18 protein-coding genes are annotated in these 16,618 nt (G+C 37.3%); 11 read left to right on the top strand and 7 right to left on the bottom strand.

The annotated features are described in order from the left end of the window. Positions 1-107 precede the first annotated feature (107 nt). Complete coding sequence (locus MJX77_RS15865) at positions 108-767, top strand: SOS response-associated peptidase family protein (protein ID WP_252061348.1); 660 nt, start codon at positions 108-110, stop codon at positions 765-767. A gap of 58 nt (positions 768-825) precedes the next feature. On the opposite strand, the gene MJX77_RS15860 is transcribed toward MJX77_RS15865, so the two are convergent. Further along, positions 826-1,194, bottom strand: a complete 369-nt coding sequence (locus MJX77_RS15860; RefSeq protein ID WP_252059620.1) for a hypothetical protein — start codon at positions 1,192-1,194, stop codon at positions 826-828. Between the two features lie 296 nt (positions 1,195-1,490). Here MJX77_RS15860 and MJX77_RS15855 point away from each other — a divergent pair, with 296 nt between their 5' ends. Further along, positions 1,491-2,348 carry a 3'(2'),5'-bisphosphate nucleotidase CysQ family protein gene (locus MJX77_RS15855; protein WP_252059619.1) on the top strand — a complete coding sequence of 286 codons (858 nt, stop codon included), beginning with the start codon at positions 1,491-1,493 and terminating at the stop codon, positions 2,346-2,348. Between the two features lie 57 nt (positions 2,349-2,405). Beyond that, entirely contained in the window at positions 2,406-3,140 is a 735-nt protein-coding gene (locus tag MJX77_RS15850; RefSeq protein WP_004792672.1) for a histidine phosphatase family protein, read from the top strand. A gap of 57 nt (positions 3,141-3,197) precedes the next feature. Here the strand turns inward: MJX77_RS15850 and rpsT are convergent, their stop codons facing one another. Next, positions 3,198-3,464, bottom strand: coding sequence for a 30S ribosomal protein S20 (rpsT, locus tag MJX77_RS15845; protein WP_004792670.1), 267 nt, complete (start codon positions 3,462-3,464; stop codon positions 3,198-3,200). Between the two features lie 212 nt (positions 3,465-3,676). On the opposite strand from rpsT, the gene MJX77_RS15840 reads away from it, so the two are divergent. The 8 genes from MJX77_RS15840 (at position 3,677) to MJX77_RS15805 (ending at position 12,937) form a co-directional block, all read left to right on the top strand. After that, positions 3,677-4,342 (top strand): NAD(P)H-binding protein, encoded by a 666-nt coding sequence (locus MJX77_RS15840; RefSeq protein ID WP_252059618.1) that lies wholly within the window; start codon positions 3,677-3,679, stop codon positions 4,340-4,342. A gap of 12 nt (positions 4,343-4,354) precedes the next feature. Further along, the gene (gene rraA / locus MJX77_RS15835) at positions 4,355-4,861 is read left to right on the top strand and encodes a ribonuclease E activity regulator RraA (protein WP_252059617.1); all 507 of its coding nucleotides are present in this window, start codon (positions 4,355-4,357) and stop codon (positions 4,859-4,861) included. Between the two features lie 21 nt (positions 4,862-4,882). Beyond that, on the top strand, positions 4,883-5,665 hold the full coding sequence (locus tag MJX77_RS15830; protein WP_252059616.1) for a glutathione S-transferase N-terminal domain-containing protein: 783 nt from the start codon (positions 4,883-4,885) through the stop codon (positions 5,663-5,665). 145 nt (positions 5,666-5,810) lie between these two features. Beyond that, positions 5,811-6,743, top strand: coding sequence for a Dyp-type peroxidase (locus MJX77_RS15825; protein WP_252059615.1), 933 nt, complete (start codon positions 5,811-5,813; stop codon positions 6,741-6,743). Positions 6,744-6,825: 82 nt separating this feature from the next. Further along, positions 6,826-7,182, top strand: coding sequence for a hypothetical protein (locus tag MJX77_RS15820; RefSeq protein WP_252059614.1), 357 nt, complete (start codon positions 6,826-6,828; stop codon positions 7,180-7,182). A gap of 134 nt (positions 7,183-7,316) precedes the next feature. Further along, a complete protein-coding gene (gene mfd / locus MJX77_RS15815; protein ID WP_252059613.1) occupies positions 7,317-10,778 on the top strand; it encodes a transcription-repair coupling factor in 3,462 nt (1,153 codons plus the stop codon). 201 nt (positions 10,779-10,979) lie between these two features. Then, complete coding sequence (locus tag MJX77_RS15810) at positions 10,980-11,414, top strand: HIT domain-containing protein (protein WP_004792657.1); 435 nt, start codon at positions 10,980-10,982, stop codon at positions 11,412-11,414. A 56-nt stretch (positions 11,415-11,470) separates the two neighbouring features. Then, positions 11,471-12,937, top strand: coding sequence for an adenylate/guanylate cyclase domain-containing protein (locus tag MJX77_RS15805; protein ID WP_252059612.1), 1,467 nt, complete (start codon positions 11,471-11,473; stop codon positions 12,935-12,937). A 52-nt stretch (positions 12,938-12,989) separates the two neighbouring features. Here the strand turns inward: MJX77_RS15805 and fdx are convergent, their stop codons facing one another. From fdx to iscU, 5 genes are all read right to left on the bottom strand, one after another. Continuing rightward, positions 12,990-13,328 carry an ISC system 2Fe-2S type ferredoxin gene (gene fdx, locus MJX77_RS15800; protein WP_004792653.1) on the bottom strand — a complete coding sequence of 113 codons (339 nt, stop codon included), beginning with the start codon at positions 13,326-13,328 and terminating at the stop codon, positions 12,990-12,992. Positions 13,329-13,345: 17 nt separating this feature from the next. Further along, complete coding sequence (gene hscA / locus MJX77_RS15795) at positions 13,346-15,205, bottom strand: Fe-S protein assembly chaperone HscA (RefSeq protein WP_252059611.1); 1,860 nt, start codon at positions 15,203-15,205, stop codon at positions 13,346-13,348. Between the two features lie 38 nt (positions 15,206-15,243). Then, entirely contained in the window at positions 15,244-15,762 is a 519-nt protein-coding gene (hscB, locus tag MJX77_RS15790; protein WP_252059610.1) for a Fe-S protein assembly co-chaperone HscB, read from the bottom strand. 82 nt (positions 15,763-15,844) lie between these two features. Next, entirely contained in the window at positions 15,845-16,165 is a 321-nt protein-coding gene (iscA, locus tag MJX77_RS15785; protein ID WP_004792648.1) for an iron-sulfur cluster assembly protein IscA, read from the bottom strand. Positions 16,166-16,195: 30 nt separating this feature from the next. Then, entirely contained in the window at positions 16,196-16,582 is a 387-nt protein-coding gene (gene iscU, locus MJX77_RS15780; RefSeq protein WP_004792646.1) for a Fe-S cluster assembly scaffold IscU, read from the bottom strand. Between the last annotated feature and the right edge of the window lie 36 nt (positions 16,583-16,618).

Genomic DNA, 16,618 nt, shown 5'->3' with positions numbered 1-16,618 from the left:
GCGTAAAGTTATGTCGTTAAGGGCACTTTCGAGTGCCTTTTTATTTGGTTTATTGCCTAAATGCTTATAAAATAACAGAAGTAAATATAGAGTATTTTATTCTTGCTATGTGTGCCAACTTTAAACCTTTAACTCTTGCTCAATTACAGCAACTTCAGTTGCCTGTGGTTGGCTTTAGCTATGCCGAAGAGGTTTATCCTGCGGGAACAATGCCACTATTATTCAAATCACCACAAGGTCTTGAATGGCGTGAAGTCATGTTCGGCTTGGTTCCAAAGTGGGCTGAAGATACCAACATAGCGAAACATACTTACAATGCCCGTCAAGAAACGATTTTCCAAAAACCGAGTTTTCAAGAAGCTGCTCTTAAATGTAAGTTTGGGGTAATTCCAGTGACCGAGTTTTATGAAAGTAAATATATAAATGATAAGCCGGAACGATGGGGTGTACGCCGTAAAGATGGGCAAGCTTTTTTCATTGCAGCGATTTATGAAATTTGCAAAATTAATGAGACGGTTATTCGTTCTGCAAGCATGTTAACTATGGATGCCATCGACCATCCCATGATGAAAGACTTTCACGAACCAGGCGATGTCAAAAGATCAGTGATTGTGATTCCACATGACCGACTAGAAGAGTGGTTAAGTTTAGAATCACCTGATATTTCCAGCTTTATCGAAGGCTTTCCGGTTGAAGAATTTGAATGTTCTCATGTGCCAAAAGAAAAAGTTATAAAACCGACACCACAGTTAAGCATGTTTGACTAATCTATCTAAAATAAGATGAGGTTATTGATATCAACTCTGAATCAATAACCTATACTATTTATTCAATATTTTTACTGAATGTTTGTACTTCAGAATCCTGAGCTAGATAACTCAATTCAATGGGTGAAATAACAAAAATTGTATTATCTGAGGTTTGCTTAAATACAAAACCATATTCAAAAGACTGGCTACTTTTGTTTGGTAACCAGAATAGATAAGGACACCCTGTATAACTACCATCCCAACCCATTTCTCTTGCTAAAGCTAAAGCTGTATCTGATTTTGCAATGATTTCTTTAAGAGATTCTTTATCTCTTGTTGAAACATCACCATCATCATCTGCAAATGTTTGTAGGAACTCATTTAAGGGCGTAAGTTCTTCCCAGTTACGTTCTATTGTCGAGAAATGATATCCATATAGCATCATGTGCGCTTTCTTCCATCTTGTTATTGTGTGATTGAACATAACAAGAAATACATGAAAAGGAAATGGATGAATCTGATTTAAGTTGTTTATTTTTCATAACTTATAGATTGTTTTTTGTACATAATAATGGTTTTTTTAACATCATCATTTTTCATATTAACTATATAGTGTGCACACAAAGTTTTGTTCATCTAATCATTAAGATAAATTACTTTTTTAGTAAATCAAACTGTTGGCGAATATTGAATTGTTCATAATTCACCTATAATAGAAATGAAACTATGTAGAGCATATTTATGTTTATAACAACTACACGTCCACAAGATACTTTGATTAATCAGCTTCTTCCAGTCTTGGAACAAGCGAGCCAGATTCTATTACAAGAATATCAAAATTATTCTGCGGGTTATGAGTTTACTATTCATGAAAAACAAGATGATTCACCTGTAACTCAAGCAGATTTAAAAGTGAATCTTTTCTTATTAAAGCACTTGGCAGAGATTACCCCAGACTTGCCTGTTTTGTCTGAAGAAAGCGATTATAGTGCTCGCCATGACTGGTCTACGTGTTGGATGTTAGATCCGCTTGACGGAACTAAAGAGTTTATTCATGAGCGTGATGAATTCACGATAAACCTAAGTTTGATTAAGGGTAAAGAGACAATCTTTTCAGTTATTGCTGTGCCATGTGAACAAGTCGTGTATTTAGGATATCTGCAAGATTTACCTTTTAAATATAGTTTCAGTCAAAAGCAGTGGTATCAATATCAGATAACTTCGCCTTCGCTAGATGCACCTATACAAATAGGACTTAGTCATGGCAGTAAAAATCCGAAATATCAAAAATTTATTCAACCTATCGAAAAAGAACATAATATTATTCGAAGAGAAGCTGGGAGTGCCTATAAATTTTGCATGATGTTGGAAGGTGAAATAGATATTTACCCGCGATTCCATCCAACTTCTGAATGGGACACAAGTTCTGGTCAAGGTCTATTAGAGAGTATAGGCGGTGGTTTACTTACTCTTGATGGAAAACCTTTTGAATATAACCAGAGACACACGGTTTTAAATAAGGGCTTTATCGCATTTCGTGATCAGGAAAGCAAAAAAATAGCATTTGAAGCATTAGCCCAATCAGGTGTTATAGATTGAGAGTTATGCCAGACATGTTATAGTGGCAAAGTATTGAAAAAAGATGACAAGATAACAATGGCACTCGATTTATTGCCTAAAAGTATGTTTGAAGCAATTGATTTATTGCCCGATGCTTCAACTCCCGTGACCTTATTTACGCGCCATTCTCTAAGAGAACTTGTGGATGGGCAGGGTTTAGCAGGATATGACCTCCAACTTACTCCTCAAGGGCGTGAGCTTGCGCAGGCATGGGGTAATTATTTAATTAAAAATACAGATCGTGTTATCCAGCATTGTATTTCAAGTCCAATACAACGTTGTGTCGATACGGCTGCGCTCATGATTGAAGGGGCTGATGATGTAAGTCCCGAATCTAATACGCATACTATTGAAATTATTGAGCAAGGACTATTGGTTGAACCCGGTAGCTTTGTACTAGATATACAGCAAGCTGCTCCTTATTTTAAAAAACAAGGCGCTTTGGGTTTTATTAATAGTTTTGTTAATAATGCATTACCTGGCATGAAACACCCCATTACTGGTGTTCTAGACGTGCTAGAGCTTATTTACCGTACTCATCCCAAAACTCAAGGTGGACTTAGTTTAGCTGTCAGCCATGACACTATTATTGCTGCGATTGTTGCGGTAATTTCTGGTGAAAATAAAATTAAGAAAGAAGATTGGCCTGAAATGATGGAAGGCTTATTTGTATGGTTTGAAGGTGAAGAGTTTCCAAATTGCAAATTAAAATGGATTTGGAGAGGTAAGGCCTATGAGCTGAATGTAGCCAAATTTAACACAGGGTTATAAGCTCAAAAACGATAGGTAATAAAAAAAGCCCTATTGGGCTTTTTTTACATGCTTCAATTAGTTAGCTAACGCTTTAACTTGAGCATTTAAACGGCTCTTATGACGAGCAGCTTTATTTTTGTGGATGATGCCTTTATCAGCCATACGGTCGATTACAGGAACAGCTTTTTTGTAAGCTTCTGTAGCAACAGCATGATCACCACCAGCAATTGCACTTAAAGTACGTTTGATGTATGTACGAACCATAGAACGCAAGCTTGCGTTGTGTTTACGTGCAGTAACGTTTTGACGCGCACGTTTTTTAGCTTGAGCAGAGTTTGCCACTCTTGCACTCCTTGAAAATAAGTTGGTCTGGGCGGGCTGTGGTCAATCCAGTAAACTGGTGCAACCATCACCAGCCCGTAAACAAGTGCCATATTGTGATGAATAGACACCGTGAAGTCAAGCCTTGAGAGCATTTTAAGCGGTTTTAGGGGCTGCTAAAACCGTAAGAAAAGGTTAAATTTGATACAAACTTAAAGAGGGTTGGATAAAAAATGACTATAAGTACGAAAAAAGCAATTTTGATAGGTGCTACAGGACTTGTGGGTTTAGCTCTTGTCGAACAGCTTGAGCAAACACCAGAATTTGAAGTGATTACTGTTGTGGTAAGAAAAGAATCACAACTACTTAATACATATAAAAAAGTTAATCAGCTGGTTATAGAAGATTTCTTAATGTTGAATGATGAAGATGTGAACGGTCATACTCATGCATTTAGCTGTTTGGGAACAACATTAAAAAATGCAGGCTCAAAACAGGCCTTTTACGCTGTTGATTATGAAATCAATGCTCATTTGGCAGATTTGGTACAAGATAAACATATTCATTTATTGTTAGTGAGTGCACTTGGTGCAAATGCCAATTCACCGTTTTTTTATAATAAAGTGAAAGGACAACTAGAAGATTATATTGAAAGTCTACAACTCGAGAAATTGTCTATCTTTAGACCATCTTTACTTATTGGTAAACGCAGTGACGTACGATTTATTGAAGATTTAGGGCAAAGTCTATTTAAGTTTATTGAGAATAAATTACAAAAACCATTCAAATATAAACCTGTAACTGCGGAGCAATTGGCTCATACGATGGTCGTAGCGGCGCTAACGCAAATTGAAGCCTTTAAACGATATGATAATCTGAGCATACAGAAAACTCGATAAGGGAGAATAAAAGTGTCGACAGTGCCATTTGTAACATGTGATTTATTAGATGATAACCCTGAAAAAGAATTACAGGTTGTAATTCCTTCAATGGATGGAAAGTTCTTTCAAAGCTATGGTGCACGTAAAACTTTTGGGGGTCAGGTTGTAACAGTAAAGTGCTTTGAAGATAACTCACGTGTAAAAGAGTTATTGGCAACAGATGGTACAGATAAAGTATTAGTGGTAGATGGCGGTGCATCTATGCGCTGTGCACTCATGGGTGATTTGATTGCTGAGTCAGCAGTTAAAAATAACTGGAATGGTGTCGTGATTTACGGTTGTGTACGAGATGTAGATGCGCTTGCAACTTTGGATTTAGGCGTACATGCATTGGCTGCAATTCCGCAAAAAAGTAATCGTAAAGGCATTGGTGAAGTAGATATTAATTTGTATTTTGGTGGTGTCACAATTCAATCAGGTGATTTTATCTATGCTGATAATAATGGAATTGTGATTGCAAAAGAAAAATTAGTCTAATTCTCTAATATAAAGGAACGCATGATGGTGATTCATCAAATTAAAGTACTTCAAGCAGTTGTATCTGCAATTGCTGAAGGCGGTAGGGGCGTAACAGGCACTGCTTTTCCTCAGCAACCTGTAAAAGCTTTGAAACTATATGAATTTGAAGGTTCACCATTTTGCCGCCGCGTTCGTGAAGTGATTACACTTTTGAATCTGGATGTCGAAATTTATCCATGTCCTAAAGGCGGAACAAAGTATCGTTCAGTTGTAAAAGAAAAAGGCGGGAAATTACAATTTCCTTTTTTAATTGATGAAAATACTGGTGATGAGCTATATGAATCACAAGATATTATTCATCATTTATTTAAACACTACGGTAAGACTGGAAAGACACCTCAGAAATTTTCGAGTTACCCGAACATGCCGTATGTGGCATTTGCAGGGACCATATTAAATGGTGCTCGTGGAGTTTGGATAAATAAAAAAATTGTTGATAGAGCTGCGCCTGAGCAAAAACTTGAGTTATGGAGTTTTGAGGCAAGTCCTTATTCAAGAGTCGTAAGAGGTTTGCTCTGTGAACTTGAGCTTCCATATATTTTGCATAATGTGGCAAAAGAAAGATGGCAAGATCAGGGTCCAGCTATTCTTCGTTTAAAACCGGGTAAATATGTACCTTTAAAAGGTGGAAAAAGAGAAAAAATATTGCCTGTCATGCAAGGTAAAATGCAGGTCCCTTATTTGGTAGATCCAAATACTGGAGTGAAGATGTTTGAGTCTGCTCAAATCGTAAAATATTTAGAGAAACAATATGCTCGTTGATTAATTAAGATAACGTCTCGGAGTTTAATACAATTTACTTAGGCTCTGAGAAAGATCTGATTTTATAAGAGTATGTATGAAAAGAATATGAATATGCTAAATTAATAAAGATAAATACCTAAATAAGGCATATTTTATGGAATGTATGAGAATTCAGCCTGTAACGAGCGCTCCTGGTGAAAATGCATTATTTATTGTATTGGGACTGGCTCAAGGTGATTCTGTAATAGAAAAAGTAAAAGATTTTGCGGCTAATTTTTCAGCGCTAACCAGAAGTCTGTCTAATCGTTACCCAGAAAGTAAATTTAATGCGACGTTGGGTTTTAGTTCAAATGCATGGGATATTTTATTCCCAGAGCAAGCGAAGCCTCAAGAGTTACAACCATTTCAAGAAATTAGAGGCCCGAAATATACGGCTGTCTCAACTCCAGGTGATTTATTTTTTCATATTCGTGCCGATCGTCAGGCTTTATGTTACGAGCTGGGCAATATAATTAATCAACAGCTTGGTAAAGTAACGTATCCAATTGATGAAGTTCATGGTTTTCGTTATTTTGACGGACGTGCAATTATTGGCTTTGTTGATGGGACTGAAAACCCAGAACCCGTTATTGCAGCGCAGTGGGCATTAGTAGGTAATGAAGATCCTGATTTTGTCGGGGGAAGCTATGCTTTTATTCAAAAATATACACATGACATGGAAAAATGGCGTTCATTAACCGATGAAGAGCAAGAAAAAGTCATTGGGCGCAAAAAGTTCAATGATGTTGAACTCGGTGATGATGAAAAGCCTTTAACTGCTCATAATGTTGTAAGTAAAGCTCATGATGCAGAAGGCAATGAGCTTAAAATTATGCGAGCTAATATGCCTTTTTCAAATCCTTCTAGAAATGAATATGGCACATTCTTTATTGGTTACTCGCGTAAATTTAGTACAACCCGACAAATGCTTGAAAACATGTTTTTAGGTAATGAGGATGGTAATCTTGATCGGTTGCTTGACTTTAGTACTGCTCAGACTGGTACCTTGTTTTTTGTACCAACTGTCGATTTTCTCGATGATTTAGGCGATGAATAGTCGTTAAATTAGAAGGATTAAGTCATGGAAGTAGTTAGATTGCTTCCATGACATAAATTTAAAATTAATATGATGTGATGAAATGTTTAAGAAGATAACTCAGCTTTTTCAAGGCTCAAAAGAAACGCCAGAACAACTTTACTTACAAGAGAATCAATTAAAATTTGATTCTGAACGAAGACCTATCATTAACGATGTAGTAATCAATGAGAAATGGTCGGAACATCTTGAGTATTTCTCAAACCGCAAATTACAAAATTTTGATAATCTTCAGAAGTTGTTCCTCATTACTCCACAAATTAATGAAAAAATTGATCTGGAAATCGCAACCCAACGTTATGTAGAAAGATTAGGAAATACACAAGAAAAGCTACTTCAGCTTAAAGCGATTATACAAATATTAAATCAATATTACGTTTTGTTTTTGCGTGATAAATAATCATAGTTAATTGATTAAAAAATATAAAAAGTAGGGTTAACTAGTAGTTTGATTTTCAAAAAAATAACTCAATTCACTAAAAACATCATGCTACTATTAGGCCTATATCTTCTTAGCTGATAAAAGCCATATACATGTTTCAACAAGAAATCTCTCAATTGAATTTACAACAGCTCAAGGCCGGTGAAAAGCGTTGGGTGGGGTCGTTATTAGGTTCATCTGCTGCATTACTATTTAAGGAAATTGCTGTTCAGCATTCGTCTTTACTTGTTGTGGTTGCAAGAAATAACCAGCATGTAGCTCAATTAGAAAGTGAACTTGAATTTTATGGCATAAAACCAACAATTTTTCCTGATTGGGAAATCTTACCGTATGATCGTTTGTCACCTCATCAAGATATTGTCTCAGAACGCCTCGCAATTTTATCTAATATGCCTCAGAAGGGTGTATTGCTCCTTTCAGCAAGCACTTTAGCCCAAAGAGTTGCACCATATTCATGGGTTTTAGGTGAGCATTTTGATATTCGTGTAGGTCAAAAATTTGATTTAGAGCAACAGAAATTACGTTTGGTACAAGCCGGTTATCATTTGGTAGATACTGTTTATGACCACGGTGAGTTTGCTGTCCGTGGCAGTATTATGGATATTTTTGCGTCAGGACAAGAAGCACCTATCCGTATTGATCTGTTTGATGATGAAATTGATACGTTAAAATTCTTTGATCCAGAAACTCAAAGAACGACTACAGCTTTAAAAAGTTTTACAGTTTTACCTGCAAAAGAATTCCCGTTAAAAGAAGCTCGCTCAATTTTTAGAGATCGATATTCTGAACTTTTTCCTACTGCTAATCCTAAGAAAAACCCGATTTATCAAGATGTCTTAGAGGGAATTGCTTCACCAGGAATTGAATTTTATTTACCATTATTTTTTGATAAAGCACAAATGCAATCGCAAAGCACACTTACAACGTACTTACCAAAGAATTGCATTGTAATTACAACTACTGATTTGGATACCGATTTAACTAATTTTTGGAAAGAAGTTTTCCGTCGCTACGAAGACAGACGTCATAATGTAGATCAGCCAATTCTTCCTCCTGAAGAACTATTTATTGCTCCAAACCATTTGCTCAGTGCTTTAAACCAGTTTCCTCGTATGCTTGTAAGTGCCGAATTGGTTGAAGAAAAAGCTGGCGCATTAAATCTTAAGGCAGAACAGCCGCCAAAATTAGCAGTCGATCCGAAAAAGGAAAAACCGTTTACCGTCGTTAAAAAATATATTGATGAAGCAAATCATCCCGTTTTATTGGTTGCAGAAAGTGCAGGCCGACGTGAAAGCTTAAGAGATGGTTTACGTGCTAGTCTGGGAGATATCCCTAGTGTAGACAGTTTTGAACAATTTCAAACGAGTCAGTTTGCGATTGCTATTACAAATGCACCGCTCGACCGTGGCTTACTTTTAACAGACCAATTAACTGTTATTTCAGAAAATCAGTTATATGAACATCGGGTAGTTCAGCGTCGTCGTAAACGTCAGCAAGAAGTTTCAGAAGAGTTTTTAATTCGCAGTTTGACTGAACTCAGTATTGATGCCCCAGTTGTTCATATTGATCATGGTGTGGGACGTTATGCAGGATTAGTTACTTTAGCAATTGAAGGGCAAGATTATGAATTCTTGCAACTCAATTATGCTGAAGGGGCAAAAGTTTATGTTCCTGTGACTAATTTACATCTGATCAGTCGCTATAGTGGTGGAGATCCAGATTTAGCGCCACTTCATAAAATTGGTAGTGATGCATGGAGTAAAGCTAAACGCAAAGCTTTAGAGCAAATTCATGATGTTGCAGCCGAATTATTACATATACAAGCACGTCGTCAGTCAAAACCTGGTTTTGGTTTCGAACTCGATCAATCGCTTTATATGCAATTTACCAGTGGATTTGCCTACGAAGAAACACTCGATCAGGCGAATGCTATTGAAGCGACGCTTCACGATATGCAGCAAGCTAGACCTATGGATCGACTTGTTTGTGGTGATGTTGGTTTTGGTAAAACTGAAGTGGCAATGCGAGCCGCGTTTGTTGCTGTACAAAATGGCAAGCAGGTTGCTGTTTTAGTACCTACGACTTTACTTGCACAACAACATTATGAGTCTTTTAAAGATCGTTTTGCTGATTGGCCTGTGCGTATAGAAGTGCTATCACGCTTTGGCTCAAGTAAAACCCATACAAAAAATATTGAAGATTTAATTGCTGGTAAGGTCGATATTGTGGTGGGAACACATAAACTTTTACAAGAAAATGTGCAATTTAAAGATTTGGGCCTAATGGTTGTCGATGAAGAACATCGATTTGGTGTACGTGATAAAGAGCGTATCAAAGCGTTACGAGCAGATGTAGACATGTTGACGCTTACAGCAACACCAATCCCGCGAACTTTAAATATGGCTTTTTCGGGAATGCGTGATCTATCTATCATTGCTACACCGCCAGCCCGTCGTTTAGCTGTTAAAACCTTTGTGCAAGAGCATACAGAAGCCTCTGTGAAAGAGGCGATTTTGCGTGAGTTACTACGTGGTGGCCAAGTATATTTCTTACACAATGAAGTCGATACGATTGAAAGAGCTGCTGAAAACATCCGTGTTCTTGTACCGGAAGCTCGTGTGGCCGTTGCACATGGGCAAATGAGAGAAAGAGAGCTCGAACAAGTGATGCAGCAGTTCTATCACAAAGAGTTTAATGTATTGGTATGCTCAACCATTATTGAAACTGGAATTGATGTTCCAAATGCCAATACAATTTTGATAGAAAGGGCTGACAAACTCGGTTTGGCTCAATTACATCAATTACGTGGACGTGTAGGGCGTTCACATCACCAAGCGTATGCTTATTTGTTAGTTCCTTCTATAAAGCACTTGAAGGGTGATGCAGAAAAACGTTTGGATGCAATCCAACGTGCCTCTACTCTCGGTGCTGGCTTTATGTTAGCTACAGAGGATTTAGAAATTCGTGGTGCTGGTGAGCTTTTAGGTGAACAACAAAGCGGTTCAATGCAGGCAATTGGATATAGTTTGTATATGGAAATGCTTGAAAAAGCCACTAAGGCGATCCAGCAAGGAAAAACACCGAATTTTGATGCGCCTTTATCGCTGACTGCGGAAATTAATTTACATATTCCGGCACTGATTCCAGATGAGTATTTAGGGGATGTGCATCAGCGTTTATTGTTCTATAAACGTATTAGTAATACAGATACACAAGAAAAACTCGATAATATCCGTATGGAACTTATTGATCGTTTTGGGGTTCCGCCGCAATCGGTTAAACATTTGTTTACTGTCCATCAGATTCGCTTGAAAGCAGAGCAGCTGGGTATCACAAAAATCGATATTAATACTCAAGGTGGTAATATTGAATTCTCACCTGATACACCTGTTCAAGCGATTAGCATTATTCAGCTGATGCAGAAGCATCCGACCTATTATCGTATGGAAGGCGGACAGCGTTTAAAAGTTATGGTTCAGTTAGAAGAACAGGAAAAACGCATTCAATTTATTAATGATTTATTAGCTAAATTATTAAATGAATTACATGCTTAAATAGTGTTTCAAAGTGATTTTAATCTCATACAAATTTTTTAAAAGCTGATATCAGAATTTTATGCACGATTTCTCGGATCACAGGAGGAATAAGTGCATAAAATCATTGTTATTTGTAATCAAACCAGCCACTAGCAATACTCACATCAAAACTGATGTGATAGTATTAGCCATTATTGTTTATTGTCATTTATAAAAGATATGTTTAGTTTGCATCCACAACTTGCTCAAGATACTTTTTTTGTAGGCGATTTTCCGCTTTCAACATGTCGTTTAATGAATGATATGCAATTCCCGTGGTTGATTTTAATCCCTCGTGTACCGGGAATCACAGAATTATATGAATTGAGCCAAGCTGATCAAGAACAGTTTTTACGTGAATCAAGTTGGTTATCTAGCCAGCTAGCTCGAGTATTCCGTGCTGATAAAATGAATGTTGCAGCTCTAGGTAACATGGTACCTCAGTTGCATTTCCATCATGTTGTACGTTATCAAAATGATGTTGCATGGCCTAAGCCAGTTTGGGGAACACCTGCAGTTCCATATACAAATGATGTACTGGCTCATATGCGTCAAACCCTTATGCTTGCTTTACGTGGTCAAGGTGATATGCCTTTTGATTGGCGCATGGATTAAATCAATGCAATGCCACATTTATATGAATGTGGCTACATTGAGGTGTGGAGGACAGGGTGCAATTAGAGAGGTTTATCGATAGAGAGCCTAAGCAGTTTGCATATTTTCATCGTTTGATGGGATATTCAATTCTGTCCTTAATTTTAGTGATCTATGCTTTTACCTCACCTAATACAAATTATCAGATCTACGTTCCTCCTTTATTTCTCTTTTTACTTTTTATCAGTTCGAAGTTAGAACATTGGCTTCAATACCAATTTGATAAGAAAACTCAAAAAAGTGTCTTTTTTGCAATTGATGCAATTGTTGTAGCGGTTACCTTGGCAGGGCTGCATCTTAATTTAGTCCCTACATTTATTGCAGTATTTGCATTATTTTATTCTGCAATTAATAGTCGTATTTCTTTCGCAGTCATTTGTTTGACGAGTCTGCTAGGCGCGATTGTCTTTTATTTAAGTACTTTTTTCCTTTTTGGTTTTTATACATATTTTGAACCTACTAGCCAAGAGTTAACTGTAATTACACTCTTGGGTTTGGTCATGTTTATTACCATTGGAAATTACTACCAACATCGTTGGGTTAAAAAAATCAGTCAGCAGCGTCAACATTATTATGATCAAATGACCCGCTATATTGCTTTTGCTAATCAGTTAAGCCGTTATGCGCCACTACAGTTGTGGCAATCTATCATGCGCGGTGAGGCGGAGGCAAAAATTGAATATAAACGAAAAAAAATGACTGTATTTTTTTCGGATATTCAGGGTTTTACAGAGTTATCAGAAACTTTAATCCCTGATGATTTGGCATTTTTGCTTAATGACTATCTAAGCCATATGACGGAAATTGCCAAGCAGTATGAAGCTACTGTTGACAAATTTATGGGGGATGCCATCCTCATATTTTTTGGTGATCCGAATTCTCAAGGGGTAGAACAAGATGCAAAAGCCTGTGTAGAAATGGCAATCACTATGCGTCAGCAAATGAAATTACTGCGTGAGCGTTGGAAAAAAATGGGCTACTCAGCCTTACATATTCGCATGGGAATTAGTACTGGTTACTGCCACGTAGGGAATTATGGGGCAACACATCGTATGGCTTATACTATTGTAGGTCGTGATGTGAATTTAGCTGCTCGTTTACAATATGCTGCTGAAATTGATGAAATTTTAATTTCAGATGATACTTATCAATTAATTAAAAGTGATTTTCTTTGTGCTCCAAAAACCCCAATTTACTTAAAAGGTATTCAAGGGGCTGTGAAGACATGGCAAGTAATGGAGAAATACACAGGGAATAAGTCAGATCATCAGCAATGGTTCGACTATGAATATAAAGGCTTCCATTTAGTCCTTAATTTAGAAGAAGTACAAAACTATGAGTACCCTGAATTAGTAGAAGTGCTTGAGAAAATGATTCAACGACTTAAAGTTCAACAAACTTTAATTAATACTCAAGGTATTGCACATTTGAGACTTGAAGATGAAGTTAAGCCTATTGAAATTGATCAACAAGATCAGGTTTAAAGCTTAAAACATGAAGAAAAAAAAGCTGCTTTTAAAAGCAGCTTTTTTATTTTTAATGACTTTCGGAAGCGTGATTGATTGTATATTTAGGAATCTCAATTTCTAAATCTTCATCAACAATCTTCACTTGGCAAGAGAGACGAGAATCTGGTTCAAGACCCCAAGCGCGATCTAAAAGATCTGCTTCAACATCATCCATTTCTTCTAGGCTGTCAAAACCCTTGCGAACGACTACGTGACAAGTTGTACATGCACACGACATGTCACAAGCGTGTTCAATTTTAATTCCTCGATCAAGCAAACTTTGACAAAGATTTGCATTTTGTTCAACTTCAAATTCTGCACCTTCAGGACAGAACTGAGCATGAGGAAGTACTTTAATACGGGGCATATTGATCACCTATACCTTTAGTTTGAATTTGACCAATCTTCAAGTTTTGTACCTTTTAAGGCGTGGTCAATATGTCGATTCATACGTAGTGCGGCAAAAGCATCACTATGTACTTTAAGTTGTTCTACAGCTTTTTCAATTGCTTGAATATCATTGCCTTCAAGCTGAACTTTTAGCAAATTTTCAGCAGTTTTAAGTGCTTCAAGCTGCTCATCATTAAGCAAATCAGCATCAACTTTGAGAGCTTGTTCTAATGCTTCAAGTTCACGTTGGGCTTCAACTTTGGTTTCTTTTAAATGGCGTAGATTTTTATCTTCTTCCGCGTGTTGGAAACCTTCAATTAATAAGCGCTCAGTATCAAATTCTGATAAGCCATAAGATGGTTTAATATCAATTTGAGCCTGTACACCCGAAGTTGTTTCACGAGCTGAAACAGTGAGTAGACCATCTGCATCTACCTGGAAGGTAACTTCAATACGTGCTTGACCAGCAGTCATTGGTGGAATGCCGTGAAGGACAAATTTTCCTAATGAACGACAATGTTCTACCAAATCTCGTTCACCTTGAACCACATGAATAAGCATGGCAGTTTGACCATCTTGATAAGTTGTGAATTCTTGACGACGAGCAACTGGAATAGCAGTATTACGTGAAATAAGGCGCTCTACTAATCCACCCATGGTTTCTAGACCAAGTGAAAGAGGAGTCACGTCTAAAAGTAATGAACCGTCTTGACTGTTTCCAATTAATTGGTTGGCAGTAATCGAAGCACCAATTGCAACCACTTCATCAGGGTTGATCGTGCAAAGTGGTTCTTGATTAAATACATTCCGAACTGCTTGCTGAACAGCATACGAACGGGTAGAGCCACCCACTAAAACAACATTTTGAATATCTGATAATTCAAGTTTTGCATCACGCAAAACACGCTTACAAACACTGATTGTTTTATCTAAAGCAACTTGAATAATACTTTCAAAAGTTGGACGATCAAGTGTTAATACATTTTCAAGTAGTTTTAATTGAACTGATTCTTGAGTAGATAATTGTTCTTTAGCTTGACGAGCAGCAACAATAAATACTGCATAGGCTTCATCGCTCAAAGTATCAATATCTAACTGCTTTTTAGCCCATTTAACAATGAGACGATCTAAATCATCACCACCTAGAGCAGTGTGGCCACCTGTAGCTAATACTTCAAAGACACCTTGTGAGAAACGCAAGATTGATACGTCAAAAGTACCACCACCTAAATCATAAATTACGTAGTTATGATCTGTAGCTAAATTAGTTTCTTGGTCTAAACCATAAGCCACAGCAGCAGCGGTTGGCTCATTTAATAAACGTAGTACATTCAAACCAGCAAGTTGTGCTGCATCACGAGTTGCTTGTCGCTGAGCTTCATCAAAATAGGCTGGAACAGTAATAACTGCACCATTTACTGGATTTTGTAGGCTAGTTTCAGCACGATCTTTTAATTGTTTTAAAATTTCAGCAGAAATTTCAACAGGGGTTTTACGACCAGCACGGGTTTCAAAAGCTGGCATCTCATTTTCAGAACCCATTAATTCATACGGATGCTGAAATTTGATATCTGCTTTTGAACGACCCATAAAGCGTTTTACAGAAACAATTGTATTTTTCGGGTCGGCAATAAGGAAAGGCTTTGCTTCTTCACCATAGTGAGTTGCATCATTTCCATAGTGCACAATAGAAGGAAGGAGTCTTCTTTCTTTTTCATCATTGAGTACTTTAGGCTTGCCTGATAACACTGTCGCAACTAAGGAGTGTGTAGTTCCTAGGTCGATACCAATCGCAATGCGGTGTTGGTGAGGGGCACTGGATTGACCCGGTTCAGCAATTTGCAAAAGTGCCATGAGTTAAATCCCTTGAATATAAATTGGAAAAAGCAAAATTAAAAATCGTCGTCTAAATCAAAGTTTTCTTCGTCATCCAACATTTGATCTTCTGCTTTTTCAATATCATTAAGAACGCGCTGAAAGAACCGTAATTTACGTACAGTATCGCGAGCTTCACCCCAGTCTTCATCTGAGTAATCAATTTTAAATTCGCGAACTAAACTTTCTATCCATTGAAACACTTCTTGTTTAAGAGTGCTTAGATGTTCTGGGGAGGTTGCTTCATCCAGTTGCTCACGAAGTTCCAAAGCTGATTGTAAGAACTCAAAATCGCTAATAGATTGATCAAGGTGATGATCTTGCTTTTTTAATGCTAAAAGATAAGCTGCGCGGCTATCTACTTGCGATAATGTTTTAAAAGCTTGATTGATTTCACTTGATTTGATCAATGCCTGATTTTTATCTTCTGCTTTATCTGGATGATATTGCTGCTGCAAATTCAAGAAACTAGATTTTAAGCTCGCCAAATCGATATCGAGTTCTACGGGTAAATTGAACAACTCAAAATGATTCATTAGAAAGGAGGTCCACGTTAATTAAATACATTAAAACAGTGCTAAAAAGACACTGTTTTAATGAGAGATGGAAGGAGATGGGTTATACAGTGAAAGACTCACCACAACCACATTCGCCTTTTTTATTGGGGTTGTTAAATTCGAACCCTTCATTAAGGCCATTTTTGACGTAGTCCATTTCTAAGCCTTCTAAATAGACATGACTTTTTGGATCTACAAATACCTTAACGCCAAATTGTTCGAAAACTTCGTCATGTTCATCGACAGAGTCAACAAATTCAAGAACGTAAGCCAACCCAGAACAGCCAGAAGTTTTCACACCCACGCGAATGCCTTCACCCTTACCTCGGTTTTTGAGGTAATTGCTAATATGAGTCGCAGCATTTTCAGTTAAATGAATCATGAAAACTCCAACGTTTACAGTAATAACAAATTAAGCTTTTGATTTTTTAGTGCGGTAATCTTCAATCGCAGCTTTAATCGCATCTTCAGCTAGTACAGAGCAGTGAACTTTTACTGGAGGAAGAGCAAGCTCAGTTGCGATATCAATATTCTTGATTGCTTGAGCTTCATCAAGAGTTTTACCTTTTAACCACTCAGTTACAAGTGAGCTAGAAGCAATTGCTGAACCACAGCCATAAGTTTTAAAGCGTGCTTCTTCAATCACACCGCTATCGTTTACTTGAATTTGTAAACGCATCACGTCGCCACATGCTGGTGCACCCACCATGCCTGTACCTACATTTTCAGAGTTTTTGTCTAAAACACCAACATTACGAGGGTTTTCGTAATGATCAATTACCTTTTCGCTATAAGCCATTTCGCTTCTCCAAACCTCGGGGTCAGCCTAATATTA

Source organism: Acinetobacter sp. AHP123 (assembly GCF_023757925.1).
In the GTDB taxonomy this organism is placed as follows: domain Bacteria; phylum Pseudomonadota; class Gammaproteobacteria; order Pseudomonadales; family Moraxellaceae; genus Acinetobacter; species Acinetobacter oleivorans.
The sequence above is the reverse complement of the archived record's forward strand: the minus strand, read 5'-3'. Positions and strand labels throughout refer to the sequence as shown.

Excerpts from the sequence above, each read along its gene's own strand:
- MJX77_RS15865 (WP_252061348.1), top strand. The coding sequence starts at position 108 with ATGTGTGCCAACTTTAAACCTTTAACTCTTGCTCAATTACAGCAACTT.
- MJX77_RS15860 (WP_252059620.1), bottom strand. The coding sequence starts at position 1,194 with ATGATGCTATATGGATATCATTTCTCGACAATAGAACGTAACTGGGAA.
- MJX77_RS15855 (WP_252059619.1), top strand. The coding sequence starts at position 1,491 with ATGTTTATAACAACTACACGTCCACAAGATACTTTGATTAATCAGCTT.
- MJX77_RS15850 (WP_004792672.1), top strand. The coding sequence starts at position 2,406 with ATGGCACTCGATTTATTGCCTAAAAGTATGTTTGAAGCAATTGATTTA.
- MJX77_RS15840 (WP_252059618.1), top strand. The coding sequence starts at position 3,677 with ATGACTATAAGTACGAAAAAAGCAATTTTGATAGGTGCTACAGGACTT.
- MJX77_RS15830 (WP_252059616.1), top strand. The coding sequence starts at position 4,883 with ATGATGGTGATTCATCAAATTAAAGTACTTCAAGCAGTTGTATCTGCA.
- MJX77_RS15825 (WP_252059615.1), top strand. The coding sequence starts at position 5,811 with ATGAGAATTCAGCCTGTAACGAGCGCTCCTGGTGAAAATGCATTATTT.
- MJX77_RS15820 (WP_252059614.1), top strand. The coding sequence starts at position 6,826 with ATGTTTAAGAAGATAACTCAGCTTTTTCAAGGCTCAAAAGAAACGCCA.
- mfd (WP_252059613.1), top strand. The coding sequence starts at position 7,317 with ATGTTTCAACAAGAAATCTCTCAATTGAATTTACAACAGCTCAAGGCC.
- MJX77_RS15810 (WP_004792657.1), top strand. The coding sequence starts at position 10,980 with ATGTTTAGTTTGCATCCACAACTTGCTCAAGATACTTTTTTTGTAGGC.
- fdx (WP_004792653.1), bottom strand. The coding sequence starts at position 13,328 with ATGCCCCGTATTAAAGTACTTCCTCATGCTCAGTTCTGTCCTGAAGGT.
- hscA (WP_252059611.1), bottom strand. The coding sequence starts at position 15,205 with ATGGCACTTTTGCAAATTGCTGAACCGGGTCAATCCAGTGCCCCTCAC.
- hscB (WP_252059610.1), bottom strand. The coding sequence starts at position 15,762 with ATGAATCATTTTGAGTTGTTCAATTTACCCGTAGAACTCGATATCGAT.
- iscA (WP_004792648.1), bottom strand. The coding sequence starts at position 16,165 with ATGATTCATTTAACTGAAAATGCTGCGACTCATATTAGCAATTACCTC.
- iscU (WP_004792646.1), bottom strand. The coding sequence starts at position 16,582 with ATGGCTTATAGCGAAAAGGTAATTGATCATTACGAAAACCCTCGTAAT.